Origin of the sequence: Vibrio sp. Vb1026 (genome assembly GCF_033338745.1) — a bacterium.
In the GTDB taxonomy this organism is placed as follows: domain Bacteria; phylum Pseudomonadota; class Gammaproteobacteria; order Enterobacterales; family Vibrionaceae; genus Vibrio; species Vibrio alginolyticus.
Genome location: NZ_JAWOTH010000001.1, coordinates 526,225 through 547,314, shown reverse-complemented (window position 1 = coordinate 547,314; position 21,090 = coordinate 526,225). Strand labels below are relative to the sequence as shown.

Here is a 21,090-nt window from a genome sequence, read left to right as displayed (position 1 = left end):
TAAGGTGACAATATGATAAGTAAGATCAGCCAACATTACGTTACGCCTAGCTTAATGCCAGCCTTAAAGCCATCGATTAAGAAGCTTGCTTTGGGAACGTTTTGTGAAGCACTTGCCGCTGTGGCAAAAGTTGGTGCACTGCTATGCTTGATAAACCTTATCGATAAATTTGCAAACCAATGGATTTACGGTGCCATAGGACTTTGGGCGGCTAGCGCACTTGCCTCATCAGTGGGCTCGTGGTTAGTTCATGATGCCGAGTCGCAGTTTTCCACTCGATTACGTCGCCAAGTTGCTCAGCACTTGACGCGCTTGCCAAGCAAGACCATCTCTCAATATGGTGATAATCAACTGCGTCGCATAGTTTCCGAAGACATCAGCACGCTTCACCACATGGTTGCGCATTTGCCTTCAGAACTCGTGACATTCATTGTCGTACCCGCAACTTCTATTTTTATCATGTTGAATCTCACAGGTCCGGTAGCGATGCTTACTCTGCTCCCTGGCCTAATTGCATCATTGTACTACCTACTCTTTTTACCTAGGTTCGCCGCTAAACATGGCAAAGAGCGCATGACAATAATGGGTGATATCGTTACCGCAGTAAACGACTACACAAGAGGTATCCGAGTAAATCGAATTTACGGCACGCAAGCAGGAGCACTCGACAGCTATAATGATGCCACAAGACGCTTTACTCACGGCATAGTGAAATGGGTTGGTAGCGTTGCCCTTCCAGCAGCAATTGCTACCGCATTACTTCAAGCGGTTTCGACTTTCGCAATGGCCTATACCATTGGCTATGAATTAAGTCCCGTGGCAATGGCGTCGCTATTCTTTTTTGGTTTGGCCGTCGTATCACCCGCACTGAAGCTTGGCCATGGATTGGACTACGTTAACTCAGGAAAGAATGCTGCAAAGAACATCAGCGACTTTTTACAGCAACCACAAATAGAAAGTGGCAGTTTGAGCGCGGGAGAAAAACCGCTATCACTACAAGCATCAAATATCGTAGTGGCTAATGGAACTGTTAATATTATTGATAACTTCTCCCACTACTTCCCAAGGGGTTCATTTACAGCCATCATGGGGCCTAGCGGAGCAGGCAAAAGTACGTTACTACGTCTATTAGCAGGTCAAGAAACACCTCTTTCAGGCTTCGTTACCTTAGGAGGCAATCAACTGTCTAAACTCTCTGAGATATCCCGATACTCCGCCATACGCTATGTACCTCAAGATATCGGTGTACTCAAAACTACCATTAGGCAGAATTTGAAACTATCAACGCCAAGTTCAAGTGACGACGAGCTGAACCAAGCTTTGCAACAAGCTCAATTAAAGATTGACCTCAATTCTGATGCAAGCGTGCTTTCAGGAGGCGAGCAACAACGTGTCGCAATAGCTAACACATTTCTAACTCAAGCCAACGTTCTATTACTGGATGAACCAACCAGTGCTCTCGATAAAAATACGGCCTTCACTGTGATCAGAAATCTCGCGAAGTTTGCGAAAACACAAGACAAGATATTGATCATAATTACTCACGACTCAGAACTCGCGAAACTTGCAGACACTACATTGATGCTCAACAGAAAGGCTCAACGACAGGATGAAGAAGTATGACGGCTCACAATACCCTCTATTCCAATTCGACAATTCCACAAAGTGCAAAGCACCGTCTATATCGAGTCGCTATAGGTTGGGGACTAGTTGCATTATTTGAGGCAACGGCTTACACATTTCTTGCAATATCTATTGTCGAACAAGCTTCACCATTGAACGTCATAATAGCTGCTGTTCTAACTGTGATAGTTACCGTTATTGTAACTCGTTCTGGATTTCTCTCTGGTGCGAAACTGGCTGGGGATCTTTATTCATCAGTAGGTCATTCGCTCAGTAAAGCAAAGTTAGCTTGGTTTAATGATCAGCATAGAACTCAGCTCACTCAACTAGCAGAACGAGGAATACCTGGCTTTATGGCCATTCCTGCTCATCAGCTACAAACATTTTTGCACGCTCCAATGTTACCCATATTTTTAATTATCGGTATTGGGGTCGTTGGAGGAGGTGAAATTGCACTACTCAGTGCCGTATTGTTACTAGTTGCACTGCTCGTTCAGTACAAGGCGCAAAGATACCTAAGTCGCTCAGATAGCGACCGACATGACGCAGAGCTTCAAGCGACTAAATCAACACTTGAGCTCATAGATCACCTTGAGTTACTTCGCTCAACAGCGGGGCCTGAGCGCTCAATCGAGCGTATTGAACAGAGTTGGCACGCACAAGAAGAAGCTCATTCAACTATTAATCGTAACGCTTCTATCGCAACCTTAGTATCAGGATTGGCAACGATTTTACCCCTTGCAGGTATCGCCATCTATCTCGTCTTAGAGCCGATTACTCAACCCTTATTAGCCTTGGCTTTATTGATATTGATTACCCGTGCAGCTGCACCTTTGGGTGAACTCGCGTTGGCAGGCTTTGCGATTAACGACGTAAAATCCTCAATTAAAAATTACGCTCAGTTAACGAATGTCCCTGTTCTGCCTGAGCCTAATCCTCAATTTGCAACCTCCCCCAAAAACCATAAGTTCGAACTGAACCTTGTGGGCCATTTAGATCTCTTTGAAGATGCTAGCACGGAGATCAAACAAGGTGATACCGTCGTCATCAATGGAGTCAGTGGCAGTGGGAAAAGCACTTTACTGGGCCTGTTTCTAAGGTTTGATGATCCTGACCAAGGTCTTATTTCGCTCGGAGGGATAGATCTAAAGAATATCCCTTATGACGTGCTCACCCAGCATATAGCCTATGTTGCTCAGGAACCGGTCATTTTTACTGGCACATTGGCGGATAACATTCGGTTAGGTAATCCCAATGCAAGTGATTATGAAGTTGAGAGCTTTGCAAGACACGCACAATTGGACAAACTTATTGACACATCTCCTAAAGGAATACATCAAACAGTAGGACAAAGAGGCTCAGGGTTGTCAGGAGGTGAAAGACAGAGAGTTGCAATTGCGCGAGCTCTCATTAAAAAGGCGCCAATCCTCATTTTCGACGAAGCGACGGCAGCATTAGACGAAGCAACCGAAAAAAGTATTGCTCAACATATTCAAACATTGAACTCGACCGTGATTATTGTGACGCATCGAGATCAGAATATATGGTCACCCACATTGGAACTCACGATTGAGGGTAGAAGAGTTATAGTTGCACAGTACAACTCTACTTCCTTGAAAAGTAGGGACAAATTGGCGGCTGAAGAAACTAATAACAATCAATACTTAAATCTAAGCGGTGTCAATTGAGTTTTTTGTCACTTTAGCACATTGTATCATCTAAAGAATCTTACAGGCATGTTGTAAAGCAATAATAATAAAGCGAATTCTCAAGGTTATAATTCTGACTCAATCTGACACAAGATAGACGTAGGTCTTTCCAATACCATCAGCTTTTCGAGTCGGTCATCATACAGCGCATTGTCAATTTTTTTAAAATAGACTCTACACTTTTACAACAATCGATTCTTGTATTGCTCCGGTGTCATGCCGGAGTATTTCTTGAACATCGCGATAAAAGGGCTAGCTTGGTTATAACCTAACGTCAGAGCGACTTCTTTCACAGTCTGCCCTTTACGCAGCAACTCCATAGAATGTAAATATCGCACACGTAAGCGCCACTCAGTAAAGCTCATGCCCAACTCACTCTGGCAATGTCTCGCTAACGTGCGTTCTGTGGTATGCACTTTTGCCGCCCACTCCGCCAAACTGATCTCATCCGTCGGCGATTCTTCTACTGCTTTTAAAATCGGTTCAAGATACTTATTGTCGGTAGTCGGTAAAAAGTGATGTTCGACTTCTTGCTTTGCAAGCTGGTCCAATAACACTTGTACCAAGCGCTTGTCTTCATCAGTTTGCGCCACGTTAATGTCTCGCTGACGAAAGTCCTCAATAATAGATGACACGATTGGAGTCACTTTGATCAAGCTCGTTTTAGTTGGAAAATGCGCCGTCAATTCAGGGGCAATGTTCAAAGAACAATATTCGATTGGCTTACGGTTGTAGCTCGTGTGACGGATTCCGGCGGGAACCCAAATAGCAAGATGTGGAGGTGCTAGAAATCTTGTGTCTTCTGCATCCATCTCCAGAATCCCACCGCTGATCAGTTGCACTTGCCCCCAAGGGTGGCTATGAATTCGTGTTTCTGTATTAGAGAGAAACGCTTCGAAATTCATAAATACATCTGATGGCGCACGATCGATTGATAAGGAGGGGTGAAGATTTCTGGCGCTCTTTTTCAAAATTGTCTTCCTATCGCTTACGATGTCTTTTAAGAGATACTTTTTATTATAAAGACCTGCCAGACTAGCGCCATCAATAATTGTGCTATAGGGTTCTCATGATTTATTTACTTCCGTTTTTCACCGTTATGATTTGGGGTGGTAACTCAATTGTGAACAAGATGGCAGCAAGCGCCATTGAACCAAGTGCGATGAGTTTCTACCGTTGGTTTGTCGCAATGGTACTCCTAACGCCATTTTGCCTGCCTGCAATCATCAAACAACGACACATTATTCGACCTTACTTAGCTAAGTTGGCGTTTCTTGCGTTACTTGGTATGGTTCTCAACCAGTCACTTGGATACTATGCCGGTTTAACAACAACGGCCTCTAATATGGCCCTGATCACCTCTTTAGTTCCTTTGATCAGTGTGTTTTTAAGTGTCCCATTGCTCGGTAAATCTATATCAATGTTAAGTATCGTCGGTGGTGTCATTTCGCTCGGCGGCTTGGCATTTATGCTTGGTCACGGTGATATCACTTACTTTTTACATCAAGACTTAACGCAAGGTGACAGCTTAATGCTCGTTGCTGCCATGGTATACGCGGCTTATTGTGTTCTGCTAAAACGCTGGAAAATGCCATTCAGTAGTTTGACTCTGGTTTACATGCAGGGCTTCTTTTCTGTTTTGATGCTCACGCCACTTTGGCTCTCTAGTGAGCAACTGTTACCAAGCCAAGACGCGCTACCATTAATCGCTTATGCTGGTATTGCTGCTTCCATTTTCGCGCCGCTGATGTGGGTCAAAGCGATTGATTCAATTGGTGCTGATTCAAGTGCTATGTTCATGAACCTAATGCCTGTGGTTTCCGTCATACTTGCTTCAACACTAATTGGTGAGAAAATTTACGCTTACCATATTATTGGTGGGTTGTTAGTCATCTCTGGCGTTATCCTGTCGCAAATAAAAGTAAGACAGAGAAAACCATTGTCCAATTCTGAGATTGCCTCTACCGCCAATTAACATCTACACCCCAAGCCACAGAACTACGCTGTGGCTTGTCACTTCCAGCGTTCGAATAAAAGTTAATATTTTGTTTCATTCGCTATTCCCGAAAATTCATCTTGCTGCTAAATTGGGAAAACAATAACCCATCAAGGAAAGACAGATGAGCAGTGGTCAAAGAGACATTACCCTTCGCTTTTTAGCAGAACCCAGCGACGTAAATTTTGGCGGAAAAGTGCACGGCGGCGCCGTAATGAAATGGATCGACTTGGCAGCGTACGCCTGTTCTGCAGCGTGGAGTGGTAAATATTGCATTACCGCATATGCTGGCGGCATTCGGTTTGTTGCTCCGATTCATGTCGGCAACTTAGTCGAAGTTAGCGCGAAAGTCATTTATACCGGACGAAGCTCAATGCACATTGCGATTGACGTGCAAGCCAGTGATCCAAAGCAAATGAAAAACAGACTCACCACTCACTGTATCGTTATCATGGTTGCTGTAGATGAAAACGGAAAACCAACCGATGTACCGAAATGGATTCCAGAGTCAGATGAAGACAAAGCCTTAGAGCAATCCGCTATCCGTCTTATGAACATGCGTAAAGAGATTGGGGAAGAAATGGAAGCACACGTTAAATATCTCAAGTAACTGGCATCCGTTAAGAACGCTATTAAGTACCTCAACGTTACCTAGACCCAGAGTGTGGAGCAACATCATGGTTTTGCCATTTGTTTCACGCTCGCCCTTCTCTGTCATAAATCCTTCACCTAGCTTTGCTTAAATCCATCCATTATTTTAGAGTTGGATAGAGTTTGGATCTTGAGACTAAAAGAAACGACCTTAAGTGAAGAGACGTTGACCAATTTAAAAGCGGTCGAGTACCAGTGGGTGAGAACCATGTACGTCGAGGGGTATAACGAAACAGAAATTAATCATTACATTCAAACTTGCTTTGGCGGTGACGTTACCTTTGCTAATCTATTTCGTCGCGTCGCACTGCAGCAAGAAAGTTTGTACACGCTGCTTCAATACGTTGGATGCGCACCTTCCAGCCGAGAGTTTTAATCTCTTCCTTCCCTACCTCAATTTAGCTTTTTACTAAGCTCTAGTTATTTATGTGAAGTGCTACGCAGGGCATTATTCAAGCCCTGTGTAATCCATTGCAAAGCCGCTAATCTCTATCTACTTATTGCAAAATTGCCTTTAGCAGGCATAAAAAAACCTGAGTCTAAACTCAGGTTATGGTTACAAAAACTGTTAGTGATTGAATCGTAAGGAACTAAGCTAACAGCCAGCTATGCGTAACGCCAATAAAAGCCAAGATATTACTGATCGGCGGCCAAACCAAAATTGTAATATCCGTGCTAAGTATAAGGGCGACCATGTGGTCGCCCTTTTCTAGTTATTCTTATCAATCTCAGACCACAAGAGATTATCCTTTCACGCCACCAGCGGTTAGACCACCAACCAACCAGCGCTGCGCAAGTAAGAATACGGCAGTGATTGGCACTGCTGAAAGTACAGCAGCTGCGGCAAAGTCACCCCACAAGTAGTTTTGTGGATATAGGTATTGCTGCATACCCACTGCAAGTGTGTACGAGTCTACATCAGAAAGCAGTAGTGACGCTACAGGAACTTCACCAATTACCATGATGAACGACAATATGAAGACTACCGCTAGGATTGGCACAGACAGTGGCAGCAATACCAAACGGAATGCTTGCCATGGTGTAGCACCATCAAGAGCCGCTGCTTCTTCTAGAGACGAGTCAATACTTTCGAAGTAGCCTTTAATGGTCCAAACGTGCAGTGCGATACCGCCTAAGTAAGCGAAGATCAGACCGCCATGCGTGTTCAGACCAAGGAAAGGAATGTACTGACCCAGTTTGTCGAACAACGCGTACAGAGCAACCAGTGCCAACACCGCAGGGAACATCTGGAAGATCATCATCGCTTTAAGAATGGTGTTCTTACCTTTGAACTTCATACGAGCAAACGCGTAAGCCGATGTGGTTGATAGCGCCACGATTAGGATTGCAGAAATACCACCCACTTTTACCGAGTTCCACAACCATGTCATTACTGGGAATGGTGGCGGTGTAACTGTACCGTCTGGATTAGTCACCGAGAAACCTAATGCCAATTTCCAGTGATCAAGTGTTGGGTTGTCTGGGATCAGGCTACCCGTTGCAAAGTTACCTTCACGGAATGAAATCGCGATGATCATCAGTAAAGGGAAAATAATCAGTGCCAAGAATGCCCACATCGCAATATGAGTAGCCCAAACACGATACTTTAATGACTTACCTTGTACCATTGCCATTGTAATTTCTCCTTAGTCCTGAGCTACTTTAGTTACGCGTAGGTTGATAAGTGCCAATGCGCCAACCAATAGGAAGATAAGCGTTGCTACCGCACTTGCTAGACCGAAGTCTTGACCGCCAGCACCTTCGAATGCGATTCGGTAGGTGTAACTTACTAGCAGGTCGGTGTAACCCGCAGGCTCTGATGTACCAATCATGTTTGGACCACCGCCAGTCAACAACTGGATAAGTACGAAGTTGTTGAAGTTAAATGCAAAACTCGCGATCAACAATGGTGTTAACGGCTTCAACATCATTGGTAGTGTGATACGTGTGAAGTTCGTGACAAAGTTCGCACCATCAATTGCTGATGCTTCATATAAATCGTCTGGAATCGCTTTTAGTAAGCCCATACACAAAATCATCATGTAAGGGAAACCAAGCCAAGTGTTAACAATTAAGATCATGGTTTTCGCCATGAACGGATCAGAGAACCAAGCCGGGCTAATGCCGAATAAGCCTTCCAACAACATGTTGATCTCACCAAAGCTTTGGTTAAACAAACCTTTAAAGATCAAGATAGAAATAAACGCCGGAACTGCATAAGGCAGGATTAGCAACAAACGGTAAACTGAGCGACCTTTAAGTGCTTCCCACTGAACCACACTGGCAAGGACAAGACCAATAACAAGCGTAAATAATACGGTTAGCGCAGAGAAAACAATGGTCCAGATAAAGATACTGATAAACGGCTCTTTGATACCATCATCTTTCCAAACACGCTCAAAGTTGTGGGTACCAATGTTCACCACGAAACCTGGTGACACTGTGCTACCAACAAATTGACCGTTTTCATCGACAGGCTGGTAGTAACCTACTTCCATATTTGGACGTAGCGTTTCTTCAGTCCGGTTGTTGTAAAGCGTTTCACCATCTTCTTGTAATGTGTACAAAGGTACAACTGCAGCAAATTTGCGCAGCCCACTCATGCGGATATCATCACCACTTGGCAAATGTAAATCGACACTGCTCAACGCACTGCGGTTCTTAACAATCGCCTTGATTGATTCTTTTTCACCCGTTACTTCTTCAATTGGTGAAAGATCAAACTCCGATGCTGAAAGGTTATCAAGCTGAAAAGTCGAGCTTGCAAGTAGCTCACCATCTTTTTCAACCACAAGTTGATGGCCTTGCTCCGTTTTATACAAAGTGAACGGGTAGCTATCACCACTTTGGTAAGTTCGGTCCAAAAGTACGTTCTGAGCGCGATCAAAAGAGAGTTGGTTCTTCGCGCTATAGTTGGTAAACGCCAAACCTATGGTGTACGCCAAAGGAAAAAGAATGAAAAGGATCATCCCTGCTATACCAGGGTAGATGTAACGGTGTGCGTACGTCTTTTTACTACCAAAGATGAACAACGCTAAAGCGGTAAGAATGAGCGTAAGTAGTGCAAACGCAATCTCACCGCGAGAATACATAAGGATTGTTGCGTAGCCATTGATGATGCCGACTGTGCCTAAAAGTGACCATTTCATGAACACTTTTTTGCTGCTCGGAAGGCTGGCTTCTGGTGCTGTCATAGCATTTGTACCTTGAACTGACTGCATAGGGAACCTGCTAGCGAATATAGAATAAATATAGAAAAGTAAGGAGGAGTTGCCTCCTCCTTAAAAAGGTCTTACTTAATTATTTAGTCATTTGTTTTTCTGCATCTGCAAGAGCTGCATCGACAGTTTGACGACCGTCAACTACGTTGATGATTGCGTTCTTAGCCGCACCCCAGAATGCGTTCATTTGAGGGATATTTGGCATGATTTCGCCGTTCATCGCATTGTCCATTGTTGCTGCGATACGAGTATCTGAATCTAGTTCACGTTGGAACGAGTTAAGCGCTACCGCACCTAGAGGCTTATCGTTGTTAACCATGCGTAGGCCGTCGTTTGTTAGTAGGTAGTTCTCAATGAACTCAACCGCTAGGTCTTTGTTTGGAGACGCAGTGCTGATACCAGCCGTTAGAACACCAACGAATGGCTTAGAAGATTGACCTTGGAACTTAGGTAGCGTAGTCACGCCGTAGTTAACGCCAGACTTCTCAATGTTGCCCCAAGACCATGGACCGTTGATCGTCATCGCTGTTTTGCCTTGGTTGAACGCAGACTCAGACACTGAGTAATCCATATCCGCAGAGATTACGCCTTTATCAACTAAGCCTTTTACGAAGCTCATTGCGTCTTTAACGCCTTCTTTCGCGATACCAGCGTCTTTAACATCGTAACCTTCAGAAGTGTATTTGAACGCGTAGCCGCCATCAGCCGCCATTAATGGCCAAGTGAAGTACGGTTCTTTTAGGTTCCACATGATTGCAGACTTGCCGTCTTTTTTAAGTTTTGCATCTAATGCTGCAACCTCTTCCCAAGACTTTGGTGGGTTTGGAACTAGGTCTTTGTTGTAGATTAGAGATAGAGACTCAACCGCAACTGGATAGCCGATCAATTTGCCGTCGTAACGTACTGCATCCCAAGCGAAATCAACGATACCTTCTTGAATATTCTTAGAAGGTTTAATTTCTGCTAGCAGGCCAGCTTCTGCGTAACCACCGAAACGGTCGTGAGCCCAGAATACGATATCAGGACCGTCGCCAGTCGCTGCAGTTTGAGGGAATTTGTCTTGAAGGCCATCTGGGTGAGCCACAGTCACTTTAATGCCTGTGTCTTCTTCAAATTTCTTACCAACTTCAGCAAGGCCGTTGTAGCCTTTATCACCGTTGATCCAGATAGTAAGTTGTCCTTCTTCGATGGCAGCATTAGCACCAAAAGAACCCAAAGCAACAAGAGTACCTAGTGCTACAGCGCTTAACTTTTTCATGTTCGTATCCTTTTTATATTTTTGATGTAGGGCTAGTCCATTGAGGTTCAGCCGTATTTCGACATATATCATCTGAAATAATCCAATATGTCTCATCCTCCTAATCCCTACGCCCTTACAATTATGACGTATTTTCGTGATCTAAATCGCCAAGGGTAAGAGACTCAAATCACAAAATGGATAGTTCCTGTGATCGGTTTCAACTTTAGGTGGTGCAATAATGTGATTTCCGACCAACTGCTTTCTTCCTCCTCCTTTTTTACTCCTCCCTTTCTACTCCCCCTACAATTATTTCTATTAGGAGGATGTCGCACTACGCACAATCTTAGAAACTGCAGTCATCCAAGAGTGGATGGTAAGAACCCTTTCCCAGCAGTGCCTACGTATTAGGAAAAAGATTTGCTGGTTTTGCATTGCCAGACGAGTGGAATGTCATTATTAGTGTTGTTTGTGGTAATTATTTCACGGGGGAGACAATACGAATAATGTGGGGGAGAGAAACTCGTACTTGGCTATGATGGGTAGCACTTCTATTCAGGACATTTTATTGAAGTGCTACCCTACTTTTCTTACCAACCGCAAGAACTTACCGATTCCTACTGTTACTGCTCGCTAGATAATTCATATAATGATGAGCGGTGAATAATAAAAAATTGATCGAGGACGAGCTACATGGCGAGTGTCACGTTAAAAAATGTTTGTAAAGCGTATGGCGACGTACTGATTTCTAAGAACGTAGACCTAACAATCAACGAAGGTGAATTTGTTGTTTTCGTAGGTCCATCAGGTTGTGGTAAATCTACCCTTTTACGTTGTATTGCCGGTCTTGAAGACATTACTTCAGGTGATTTGTATATTGGTGACCAGCGCATGAATGACGTCGAACCATCCAAACGTGGTGTTGGTATGGTATTCCAGTCTTACGCTCTTTACCCGCACCTTAACTTATATGACAACATGTCATTTGGCTTGAAACTAGCAAAAGCAGACAAGGCAGAAATCGACAAGCGTGTTGAACAAGCAGCAGAAATCCTACAACTAGGCCACTTGCTTGAGCGCCAACCAAAAGCACTTTCTGGTGGACAGCGTCAACGTGTGGCGATTGGCCGAACATTGGTATCGCAGCCAAATGTATTCCTTCTAGACGAGCCACTATCAAACTTGGATGCGGCACTGCGTGTAAACATGCGTGCACAAATTACTAAGCTACAACGCCAACTTGGTTGTACCATGATCTACGTAACGCACGATCAGGTAGAAGCGATGACAATGGCAGATAAAATCGTTGTACTAGACGGCGGTTATGTATCGCAAGTTGGTAAGCCGCTTGAGCTTTACCATTACCCACAAAACCGCTTTGTAGCTGGCTTTATCGGCTCTCCGAAAATGAACTTCATGAGCGTGTTCATTGATGAAGTAGAAGCAGAGCGCGTCAAAGTTCAACTATCTAACGGCGTATCTTTCTGGATTCCAGTGGATGGTACAACAGTTAACCGCGGCGACCGAATGTCTTTAGGCATTCGCCCTGAGCACCTATTATCCGCTTCTGAAGCTGATGCAAGTATTCACGGTGAAGTGATGATTGTTGAGAAGCTAGGTAACGAAACTCAAGTATACCTAAATCTAGAAGGCGCGGACGCCGACGTTATTTTCCGTCAGCCGGACACGCTTGCAGTCGACACTGGCGATAAAATCGAGATCGGTATTCCAGCTCATCGTTGTCACCTGTTCCACAGTGATGGTCGCGCATGCCGCCGCCTATACAAAGAAAACGGCGTAGAAGTCGAATAGTTCATTCGTCCTTACTCAAAAATCCCTCTCACTTGAGAGGGATTTTTTTATCTTAATAAATATCAGCAATTCGATACTAAATCATTAATCGTTAACGAATCAAATCACCCGTTTCTTCTACCCTCACATAAACCATTGTCTTTGTACTGATACTTCATTTTTAATACTTTTCCTCATTCCTCATAAGTAAGTACCAGCTTTTTCCTAACCCGCCAAACTTAGCCAAAGGGCTAAATATCATTCTTATTTCCACTTACCTCAACAACGCAAATTTTTACACTTATCAACGAAATTACACGTGACAAAAAACTCAGCAGCATTCCACAGAATGCTCTGTGCACTAACTACTAATAACGTTCACGACACGGCAATTGGGGAAGACACCCAAGGGCGGTAGCGTGTCAGAAGGGAAACTGAGTCATGAAACAAAAAGGACTTATCCGCTCTCATGAGATGGAGTTCGCTTTTTTATATCGCATCTCAGATCTTGCTGTCATCGTCTCTTTTATGCTGCTTTTAGTGTTCAAAGACATGAATACTGCGATGGGGAAAGATTACGTCATATTGGCTTTCGTTGGAGGCATCTCTTTTCTATTTATGGCAGAAAGCGGCAATCTGTATCGCTCTTGGCGAACCAGTTCGTTTAAAGAGCAGATGTTTATTGTCTGTGTTTCTTGGGCGGTGACTTCTGCACTTATCTTTATTGTGCTGTATTTTTCTGAAGTCCATACCTTATTTGATAACACAATTTTAGCGCTGTGGTTTGCGATTACGCCCGCTCTGCTTTTAGCATGGCGAGTAACATTCCGTACCGGATTAGCCTATTTGAGAAAAAAAGGATTCAACACTCGCACTGCGATCATCATCGGCCAAACTCCTCACGGCATTACCCTAGCTAACGAAATTCAAAACCACACAGAACACGGCGTGCTTTTTGATGGCTTTTACGACGAACGATCTTCCGACAGATTGCCAAATTCTGATTATCCTATTAAAGGAGCTGTTGACCACGCCCTTGAGCGAGCTAAAAAAGGGGAAGTAGATTACGTCTATATCGCGATGCCAATGCACGCAAAAGAGCGCATTGCGTCACTTCTTAACCAATTCTCAGATACCACCGCAAATACGTATCTGATTCCCGACTTCTTCACTTATAACCTTTTACATTCTCGTTGGGCGCAGATCGGCCAAGTTCAAACACTAAGTGTCTTTGATACACCTTTTGCTGGAATTTCTTCTTGGGTAAAACGGTTTGAAGACATCTTGTTTTCGAGCATTATTTTGGTCTTAATCGCCCCTATTCTATTCGTCATTGCGATTGGCATTAAGGCAACTTCTAAAGGCCCTGTCATCTTTAAACAACATCGTTACGGTCTTGATGGACGCAAGATTGAAGTCTGGAAGTTCCGTTCAATGACAACCATGGATCAAGGTTCCAACGTGAAACAGGCGACAAAGAACGATCCTCGTATTACGCCTTTTGGCGGATTTCTACGTCGCACCTCTTTGGACGAACTACCTCAATTTATCAATGTACTGCAAGGGACCATGTCTATTGTCGGCCCACGCCCTCATGCCGTGGCACACAATGAAGAATACCGTCAGATCGTGGATCGCTACATGCTACGTCACAAAGTAAAACCAGGCATTACTGGCTGGGCGCAGATTAATGGTTATCGCGGCGAAACCGACACCTTAGAAAAAATGGAAAAGAGAGTCGAATTTGATTTGGATTACATCCACCACTGGTCGGTTTGGATGGACATCAAAATCATCTTTATGACCGTTTTCAAAGGCTTCACTGGTGCTAACGCTTACTAAGGTTGAGATTATGAAGAAACTGACAATGGCAATAGCATTGAGTCTGTTTTCTACTGACTTGCTCGCAGAACCGATGGCTTACCAAACCGAGTCTGGTATAGAGTTGATTCCCCTCGTAAAAACTTTCTACGAGGGAGATGACAACATCAATAAAGCGGAAAAATCCGGCAATGTAGAATCGGTCAATATTTGGGGTATAGAACCAAACTTACTAGCACGTATAGAACGGAATCGCTATCGCGCAGATATTTTATATAAGTTAAAAGCTGGCTTTTCATCTGACGATCGCAACGACTTCGACGACCACACTTTTCAGTTTTCCAACTTTTTCGAATTTAATCATCGTCATCGTTTAGTGGTTGATTACCGTTTTCGCGCCCAGCATGAAGTTCGAGGAGAAGATATTACCGAAGGTAATGGTAGCGCAATCGACTCACCAATAGAGTTCAACCGTAACGATGTAAAAACCAATTATGTCTTTGGATCTAACGGTGCCAAAGGCAGACTCGAATTCGGTTTAGGCTATAGTGATAAAACCTATCAAAACTATCGTGACGGCTTGCCTGGGCGCCCAAACGCTAAAACTAAATACAACGATTTTCGAGCTCCCAATGCACATTTGGAGTTCTATTTAAGAGCGACGCCAAGAACCTATTGGTTAGTCGGAACAAACCAAATCGTAACCGAGTATCAGCACCGAAATTCTGCGCAGCCATCGAAAGATAACAACACCAGTTTCTATTACACCGGTGCCGAATGGGAAGTCACAGGAAAAACCAAAGGCATCGCTCGACTCGGTTATCAAATCAAAGATTTTGACAGCGCTCAACGAGAGACATTTAAAGGCTTTAGTTGGGATATCGGCTTTGAATGGTTGCCTCAAGAACAAACTCTAGTCAGCGTGAAAACCACTCAAGCGGCCGTTAACCCCGATCAAGATGGCGATTACAACCTACAAACTCGTTACCGACTGAACCTGAAGCACGATTGGAATAGTTACCTTGCAACTCGCTTAGGTGCTGTTTATCAACAAGATGATTACACGGGAATCTCCAGAAACGACGATCGGTACACTCTATCTTTTGGTATCGATTATCAGATCAAACGTTGGATACAGCTGCAAGCCGATTGGCAATACCAAGATAAAAACTCTAGCCGATCGGATTATAGCTTCGAACAAAATATTTGGACTGTAAGCGCACAGTTTTCTCTGTAAAAAGGATTATTAATGAAGGCATTCATCAAATTCATGAGTGTAGCGTTGTTGCTATTTAGCACTTTGGTCAACGCTGACTCAAACGAGGAAGATTACTTACTCGATACTGGCGATACCATTTCCGTGCAGGTCTATGGTGAAGAAGATCTTACGATTAAAAATATTCTAATAACGTCAGATGGCTATTTTGATTACCCCTACCTTGGCCGAATTAAAGCAATCAAAAAAACACCAAAACAACTCAAGTACGAAATAGAAACGGGCTTAAAAGGCGATTATCTCATCAATCCAAAAGTGATGGTCACCATCAATAACTTTCGTCTGTTTTACGTTAATGGAGAAGTCAGGAAACCTGGTGGATTTGAGTACCGTCCAGGGTTAACCATAGAGAAGGCCATCGCTCTAGCAGGTGGCTTGACCGACAGAGCCTCACGCAAAGGCATTAACCTCACCAAGCATAAAACAGGTCAAACGATGGAGGGGGTCAGTATGCACCGCAACGTTGAACCTGGTGACATTGTATTTATTGACCAGAGCTTCTTTTAAGTGACAGGGAATCAAATGAACGGGACTCATCCAAATAATCTCCAGATGAACAAAGTAGAACTGATTCGTTTTGGCCATCACTTCAAAGCGATTAAAAAGAATTGGCTAAGCATCGCAGCATTCACGCTTCTGTTCTCATTAACTTGTACTTGGTATATCTACTCCAAAGCATCGATATACCAAGCTACAGCTACGCTACTCATCCAAGAGGAGCAAAAAAGCGCCCTTTCAATCGAGGAAGTATATGGCGTCGACACGACAAAAAAAGAGTACTTTCAAACGCAAATCGCCATTTTAAAATCGAATCATATTGCAGATAAGGTCATTAGAGAGCTGAACCTTACCCAATTACCTGAATTCACAAGCTCAGGGGGGTTAAATAAAAAAATCGACCAAATAAAGTCGATTCCTTTTGTTCAAGACCTACTGAATGTGGCACCAAGCCCAAAAGAAACCGCGCAGTTTTCAGAGTCCTATTATCAGGCACTTCAAGCTTTCAGAAGTAAACTCGATATTGAGCCAGTACGTAACACCCAATTAGTCAGAATTCGCTTTCGTTCTACCGATCCTAAGCTTGCTACGACAATCGCCAACGCGGTCGGCCAAGCCTATATTGACGCAAATTTTGAAGCCAAATTGGTCGTTACACAAAATGCGGCTACTTGGTTGACAAATAACTCTCAAAAATTGGAGGAGCGATTACGTAACTCGGAGCAAGCGCTGCAAGAATTCTTGTTAAAAGAAGGGTTGATCGATATAAACGGTATTGATGAAATTTACGCAAATGAGCTAGAAGAACTCACTCGCAAGCTGAATATCGCTGTTAATAAGCGTATTGAAGCGCAGACGTTAATCCAACTGTTACGACGTAAATCTTCGCAAAGTTTAGACAGCTTGTTGTCAATTGATGAATTCGCTAATCAAGCGCAAATCCGCGATCTAAAATTGTCGGAAGCACAGGCAGCCAAAAGTCTCTCTGAACTGGCACAGCGCTACGGACCTAAACATGATCGAATGATTCAGGCGAAAGCACAGCTTGCTGAAATTCAATCAAGAACCCAGCAACTCATCCGTGACATTTCCTTCAGTAAGCAACAAGACCTTCTTGCTGCAAAAGCGCAAGAGGACATGCTTCGAGCAGAACTCGATAACAAAAAGTCAGACTTCCAATCGTTAGGGTCACAAAAAGCGCGTTACGAACAGTTAAAACGCGAGGTTGAATCTAATAAGGCACTCTATGAAGCGTTCTTAAATCGTGAGAAAGAGACCAACGCCACCAGCGACTACAAGAATGTCACTGCTCGCTTTACTGATAAAGCCATCATTCCTCTATTCCCGGTGGCACCACAACGAATCAAACTGGTACTAATTGCCACCTTTTTTGGCTTTGCCATTGCTTGCGCTCTAGTCATCATCTTAGAAACGATGCGAGAAGTTATCCGAAGCACAGCCGATGTGCAGGAAAAACTTGGTGTTACGTGTTTAGGTGTGATTCCTATGGTCAAAAAACGCAATTTGCGTAAAAACGGCGTCAGTTATACCGCGTATTTAGATGATGAAGAAAAGCTATTTAGTGAAGCTTGCCGCTCCGTCAGAACCTCGCTTCTGCTCAGATTAACCAACACGAAGCAAAAGATATTGCCCTTTACCTCTGCTATTCCAGAAGAAGGAAAAACATCGACCAGTATCAATATGGCGGTGTCGTTTTCAAAAATGGAAAAGGTGTTGATCATCGACTGCGATTTACGTCGACCTTCCATCGCAAAGCGATTCGGTATTGCTGAATCAAGCCCTGGCTTAACGCATATCCTGACGATGGATACGCCAATCAAAGATTGTGTTACACATATAAAAGAAGCCAACTTAGATGTATTACCGGCCGGCCTAATTCCGCCAAACCCACAGGAATTACTGGCTTCTGATCGCTTTAAAAAGTTGCTCGAACATTTTCAAAATAAGTATGACCGGATCATTATCGATACACCACCCCTACTGTCAGTGAGTGACGCACTTATTCTTGGTCAGTATGCCAATGGTCTGATCACCGTCATTCGCTCAGAATCAACAAAATCATCACTGGTTAACCTTGCGTTATCTAAACAAATACAACACTCAGTTCCATCTCTTGGCGTCTTAATCACACAAGCCAAGGCCAAGGAAGGAGAGACGCTTTATGTCCAGAAATACGCCTACTAACGTAAACCTATCTTGGTACCAAACGTTGAAAAGCCAAGAACAGCCGGTATTGATCTATCAAATGGGCAAAGTAGGTTCGAGTGCATTAGAGCATTCCATTCCTGACTCGATTCACTTGCACGACCTTATGACCGTCGATGCGCAAAAACAAATATCCCCCGTTAGAGCGCAATTGCATAAGCCTCAGATCAATGCGTTAAAGCGACGACTAAAGCGTATAACGATGAGCCAAATGTTAAAGCGCAAGAAAAAAGTTCGAATTATCTCGCTGGTGCGTGAACCGATCGGACGAAATGTCTCAATGTTCTTTCAAGCACTTCCTTTTTGGATGGCGGACAAATATCTAAAGGATGACAGCGCAATACGTACCGAACGACCGCAATTACTCCAAGAAGCATTTGATAAGCACATGAATCATCAATATGCGCTGCAGTGGTTTGACAACGAGATCAAACAACTAACAGGGATTGATGTGTTTAACGAGTCTTTTAATCACGAAGTAGGCTATCAAACATACCATAACAATAACTTCTCACTGTTGGTCATTCGAAGTGACAAGCTAACGAAGGCTAACTCCGCAGTTGAAGACTTTTTAGGTTACCCCGTGGATGTTGTTTATGAAAATCAATCAGACAACAAATGGTACTCGCCACTAATGAAAGAATTCAAAACGCAATTTCAACCTACACCCGAGTACGTTGAAGAAATGCTGAATTCTAAATTGACGAAGCACTTTTTCTCAAATGCAGAAATCACCGACCTTAAACAGCAATATCTGACCAATTAATCATGAAAACCAAGATTCTACATATTATTAATGATCTTTCTCAGAACGGCGGTGCTCAGAAGTTCTTAGTCGACCTTGTTTTAGAACATAAGCCTGAATTCGAAATCAAAATTTTGGTCTTGTGTGATGAAAATGATTACTTACCAATGCTATCCGCCCAAGGGATAGAGTGTTTTAACTGGCGCACTTTGTCATTGAGTGAGAAATTCTCTTTGCTGCGTTGGCCGGATGTCGTTCACGGGCACCTCTACCCTTCCATTTACCTAGCGCTATTGGCGGTAGGTAAAAAACGAATCCAGACTGAGCACTGTTCTTATAACCGTCGACGTGACTATCCGCTGTTTAAGTTCATGGAATACGTCTTATATTGGGGCCACGACTTGACAGTCAGTATTAGTGAAAAAGTACAAGATGAACTGGTGAAGTTCATGCCTCGCTACCAACACAAATATCACGTGGTGCACAATGGCGTTGATTTAAAAAGGTTTTCTATGACGCCAAGATGCGCCAGCCACCTAATCGACAAACCAGTTATCAAGATTGGAATGGTGGGCCGACTTCACCAACATAAAGATCATGAAACGCTTATCCAAGCACTTATCCATTTACCAAGACGATACGAACTCCACCTTGCGGGAGATGGAGAAAAAAAATCGTCACTGCAAGAATTGGCAACAAAAATCAACGTCGCGCAACGTGTTCACTTTCATGGCGTAGTTTCTGACGTTCCAGCCTTTTTGAACGACATGGATATTTACGTGCAATCGTCGCACGTCGAAGGCTTTGGCTTGGCGGCGGTTGAGGCCATGGCAGCAGGCTTACCCGTATTATCATCGGACGTACCTGGTTTGGATGACGTCACCGGACGTGCCGAATATTTATTTCAAGTTGGTAACGCCACTGAACTGAGCCAAAAAGTTCTCCAGCTGTGTGAAAGTGTTGAGCGGTATGACGCTGCAAGTCAATACTCAGTCAATAGGGCCTCTCTCTACACCATCGATAAATTTCGTGAAGGTTACTATGGAATCTACCAGCAGCTTTGCGCCAACAAATAGTTCCGTGCCATCGAGCCATCGCGCCTCATTGCTTGCAGCATGCCTATTAGCATTGTTCTTTATTCCTATGAAGTTTCGTGCTGGAGGAATAGCGCTAGCCCCATCTGACATCGCAAGCCTTTTGTCCATTGGTTTTACTGCATTATTGGTATTGGAAGGAAAAGCTGAAAAACTCATGCATCCCTGTATGGGGTTCCTCATATTGTTCACTGGGTATGTGTTCATAAATGGTCTGCTAAATCGCGTCCCTTTAATGCCGCTAGTTATAGAAACTGTGCAATGGTTAGCGATTTTGTGCCTACTGAGCCTAATGTACGCCTATGGCGTGTTTGATGACGAACGGGTAATGGTTTATTTCACGTATCTGTTGTTTTTCATCTGTACGCTCGTTGCCTTATGGCACTTTGCTCAGGGCTATCAAAGCGGGTTTAAGTTACTCGGGGTAAGTAAATACGGGTTCGGTGTACTGTGCTCGCTACTGTACCTTTATCGAGATAAAATTCGCGCTTTCCACCTTTTGATGCTCGTAGCTTTAGTATTACTGGTGTTGTCACAAGAAAGAAAAGCGCTACTTGGTTTTTGTCTGCTTTTCTTCTTTGACCAACTGCTCGTAAAAAACTTAATGAGAAAATCGCTCAGCGAAACGTACACGTGGACAATTTTATTCGCTTTGAGCTTCATTGTGTTTACTGCCGTCACAACCACACTCTACGTTGGGTTTGAAACGCTAGCAGACACATTGGAAATAACCCAAGAAGACGTCTTATTTGCCAACCAAAGTGAAGCCCGCTGGGTATCGAATCTTCATAGAAAACTTTTACTTGCCAATGGGCTAGATATTTTACTTCAACACCCGGTGTTAGGTGTCGGCGCGAAAATGTTACCCAACTTTATGATCAGTTACTTTAACTATGATGAGCTGGCGATCTACACACACAACTTTGTGTTAGATACCGCAATTGAATACGGATTGCTTGGTATCGGTCTGCTGTTTGGTGGTTATTTTCTTTTTATTCGCTTTTGCTTCCGCAGCCTTAATGAAAACAGAAAAAGCCTATTACTTGCGATATACGCCCTCATCATGGTGTTTTTCGTTGCGGTAAACACCACCATAATTTTAATACTCTTGTTACCCGTCATGATCAGCATGAGCAACGACTCACGGGCCATTGCTCATACTTTTCCGGTAAACCATCACCACGAATATGAATAATCAAGGA

General features: G+C 43.6%; 17 protein-coding genes. 13 read left to right on the top strand and 4 right to left on the bottom strand.

From position 1 onward, the window contains the following. Positions 1–12 precede the first annotated feature (12 nt). The gene (locus tag R7E47_RS02520) at positions 13–1,623 is read left to right on the top strand and encodes an ABC transporter ATP-binding protein (RefSeq protein ID WP_318083686.1); all 1,611 of its coding nucleotides are present in this window, start codon (positions 13–15) and stop codon (positions 1,621–1,623) included. Next, entirely contained in the window at positions 1,620–3,311 is a 1,692-nt protein-coding gene (locus tag R7E47_RS02515) for an ABC transporter ATP-binding protein (RefSeq protein ID WP_318083685.1), read from the top strand. The genes R7E47_RS02520 and R7E47_RS02515 overlap by 4 nt, the downstream gene beginning before the upstream one ends. A gap of 203 nt (positions 3,312–3,514) precedes the next feature. Here R7E47_RS02515 and R7E47_RS02510 read toward each other — a convergent pair whose 3' ends face one another. After that, entirely contained in the window at positions 3,515–4,303 is a 789-nt protein-coding gene (locus R7E47_RS02510) for an AraC family transcriptional regulator (protein WP_005385013.1), read from the bottom strand. Between the two features lie 98 nt (positions 4,304–4,401). On the opposite strand from R7E47_RS02510, the gene R7E47_RS02505 reads away from it, so the two are divergent. The 3 genes from R7E47_RS02505 to R7E47_RS02495 all read left to right on the top strand — a co-directional run bounded on the left by R7E47_RS02505 (position 4,402) and on the right by R7E47_RS02495 (position 6,355). After that, a complete protein-coding gene (locus R7E47_RS02505) occupies positions 4,402–5,307 on the top strand; it encodes a DMT family transporter (RefSeq protein WP_017821248.1) in 906 nt (301 codons plus the stop codon). Between the two features lie 145 nt (positions 5,308–5,452). Next, on the top strand, positions 5,453–5,938 hold the full coding sequence (locus R7E47_RS02500) for an acyl-CoA thioesterase (RefSeq protein ID WP_005375279.1): 486 nt from the start codon (positions 5,453–5,455) through the stop codon (positions 5,936–5,938). A 171-nt stretch (positions 5,939–6,109) separates the two neighbouring features. Then, positions 6,110–6,355, top strand: coding sequence for a hypothetical protein (locus R7E47_RS02495; protein WP_005375277.1), 246 nt, complete (start codon positions 6,110–6,112; stop codon positions 6,353–6,355). A gap of 367 nt (positions 6,356–6,722) precedes the next feature. Here the strand turns inward: R7E47_RS02495 and malG are convergent, their stop codons facing one another. From malG to malE, 3 genes are all read right to left on the bottom strand, one after another. Then, positions 6,723–7,613: a maltose ABC transporter permease MalG gene (malG, locus tag R7E47_RS02490; RefSeq protein WP_005375275.1), complete on the bottom strand. Its 891-nt coding sequence runs from the start codon at positions 7,611–7,613 to the stop codon at positions 6,723–6,725. Positions 7,614–7,625: 12 nt separating this feature from the next. Next, a complete protein-coding gene (malF, locus tag R7E47_RS02485) occupies positions 7,626–9,200 on the bottom strand; it encodes a maltose ABC transporter permease MalF (protein ID WP_318083684.1) in 1,575 nt (524 codons plus the stop codon). A 79-nt stretch (positions 9,201–9,279) separates the two neighbouring features. After that, positions 9,280–10,458: a maltose/maltodextrin ABC transporter substrate-binding protein MalE gene (gene malE / locus R7E47_RS02480; protein WP_005375272.1), complete on the bottom strand. Its 1,179-nt coding sequence runs from the start codon at positions 10,456–10,458 to the stop codon at positions 9,280–9,282. Between the two features lie 672 nt (positions 10,459–11,130). Between malE and malK the strand changes: the two genes are divergently transcribed. The 8 genes from malK to R7E47_RS02440 all read left to right on the top strand — a co-directional run bounded on the left by malK (position 11,131) and on the right by R7E47_RS02440 (position 21,083). Continuing rightward, on the top strand, positions 11,131–12,249 hold the full coding sequence (gene malK / locus R7E47_RS02475) for a maltose/maltodextrin ABC transporter ATP-binding protein MalK (RefSeq protein WP_005375271.1): 1,119 nt from the start codon (positions 11,131–11,133) through the stop codon (positions 12,247–12,249). Between the two features lie 420 nt (positions 12,250–12,669). Then, entirely contained in the window at positions 12,670–14,070 is a 1,401-nt protein-coding gene (locus R7E47_RS02470; RefSeq protein ID WP_017821251.1) for an undecaprenyl-phosphate glucose phosphotransferase, read from the top strand. A 10-nt stretch (positions 14,071–14,080) separates the two neighbouring features. Next, the gene (locus tag R7E47_RS02465; RefSeq protein WP_269334212.1) at positions 14,081–15,286 is read left to right on the top strand and encodes an outer membrane beta-barrel protein; all 1,206 of its coding nucleotides are present in this window, start codon (positions 14,081–14,083) and stop codon (positions 15,284–15,286) included. Positions 15,287–15,298: 12 nt separating this feature from the next. Then, a complete protein-coding gene (locus tag R7E47_RS02460) occupies positions 15,299–15,832 on the top strand; it encodes a polysaccharide biosynthesis/export family protein (protein WP_005375265.1) in 534 nt (177 codons plus the stop codon). Between the two features lie 15 nt (positions 15,833–15,847). Next, the gene (locus R7E47_RS02455) at positions 15,848–18,028 is read left to right on the top strand and encodes a polysaccharide biosynthesis tyrosine autokinase (RefSeq protein WP_318083683.1); all 2,181 of its coding nucleotides are present in this window, start codon (positions 15,848–15,850) and stop codon (positions 18,026–18,028) included. Next, positions 18,006–18,815 carry a putative capsular polysaccharide synthesis family protein gene (locus R7E47_RS02450; RefSeq protein ID WP_318083682.1) on the top strand — a complete coding sequence of 270 codons (810 nt, stop codon included), beginning with the start codon at positions 18,006–18,008 and terminating at the stop codon, positions 18,813–18,815. The genes R7E47_RS02455 and R7E47_RS02450 overlap by 23 nt, the downstream gene beginning before the upstream one ends. A 2-nt stretch (positions 18,816–18,817) precedes the next feature. Beyond that, the gene (locus tag R7E47_RS02445; protein WP_318083681.1) at positions 18,818–19,870 is read left to right on the top strand and encodes a glycosyltransferase; all 1,053 of its coding nucleotides are present in this window, start codon (positions 18,818–18,820) and stop codon (positions 19,868–19,870) included. Continuing rightward, positions 19,836–21,083 (top strand): O-antigen ligase family protein, encoded by a 1,248-nt coding sequence (locus R7E47_RS02440; protein WP_318083680.1) that lies wholly within the window; start codon positions 19,836–19,838, stop codon positions 21,081–21,083. The genes R7E47_RS02445 and R7E47_RS02440 overlap by 35 nt, the downstream gene beginning before the upstream one ends. Positions 21,084–21,090 lie beyond the last annotated feature (7 nt).

What these genes read in the sequence shown, in the direction of transcription:
- R7E47_RS02460 (WP_005375265.1), top strand. Translation starts at nt 15,299, where the DNA reads ATGAAGGCATTCATCAAATTCATGAGTGTAGCGTTGTTGCTATTTAGC.
- malK (WP_005375271.1), top strand. Translation starts at nt 11,131, where the DNA reads ATGGCGAGTGTCACGTTAAAAAATGTTTGTAAAGCGTATGGCGACGTA.
- malG (WP_005375275.1), bottom strand. Translation starts at nt 7,613, where the DNA reads ATGGCAATGGTACAAGGTAAGTCATTAAAGTATCGTGTTTGGGCTACT.
- R7E47_RS02455 (WP_318083683.1), top strand. Translation starts at nt 15,848, where the DNA reads ATGAACGGGACTCATCCAAATAATCTCCAGATGAACAAAGTAGAACTG.
- R7E47_RS02465 (WP_269334212.1), top strand. Translation starts at nt 14,081, where the DNA reads ATGAAGAAACTGACAATGGCAATAGCATTGAGTCTGTTTTCTACTGAC.
- R7E47_RS02450 (WP_318083682.1), top strand. Translation starts at nt 18,006, where the DNA reads ATGTCCAGAAATACGCCTACTAACGTAAACCTATCTTGGTACCAAACG.
- R7E47_RS02515 (WP_318083685.1), top strand. Translation starts at nt 1,620, where the DNA reads ATGACGGCTCACAATACCCTCTATTCCAATTCGACAATTCCACAAAGT.
- R7E47_RS02440 (WP_318083680.1), top strand. Translation starts at nt 19,836, where the DNA reads ATGGAATCTACCAGCAGCTTTGCGCCAACAAATAGTTCCGTGCCATCG.
- R7E47_RS02520 (WP_318083686.1), top strand. Translation starts at nt 13, where the DNA reads ATGATAAGTAAGATCAGCCAACATTACGTTACGCCTAGCTTAATGCCA.
- R7E47_RS02445 (WP_318083681.1), top strand. Translation starts at nt 18,818, where the DNA reads ATGAAAACCAAGATTCTACATATTATTAATGATCTTTCTCAGAACGGC.
- malE (WP_005375272.1), bottom strand. Translation starts at nt 10,458, where the DNA reads ATGAAAAAGTTAAGCGCTGTAGCACTAGGTACTCTTGTTGCTTTGGGT.
- R7E47_RS02505 (WP_017821248.1), top strand. Translation starts at nt 4,402, where the DNA reads ATGATTTATTTACTTCCGTTTTTCACCGTTATGATTTGGGGTGGTAAC.
- malF (WP_318083684.1), bottom strand. Translation starts at nt 9,200, where the DNA reads ATGCAGTCAGTTCAAGGTACAAATGCTATGACAGCACCAGAAGCCAGC.
- R7E47_RS02500 (WP_005375279.1), top strand. Translation starts at nt 5,453, where the DNA reads ATGAGCAGTGGTCAAAGAGACATTACCCTTCGCTTTTTAGCAGAACCC.
- R7E47_RS02470 (WP_017821251.1), top strand. Translation starts at nt 12,670, where the DNA reads ATGAAACAAAAAGGACTTATCCGCTCTCATGAGATGGAGTTCGCTTTT.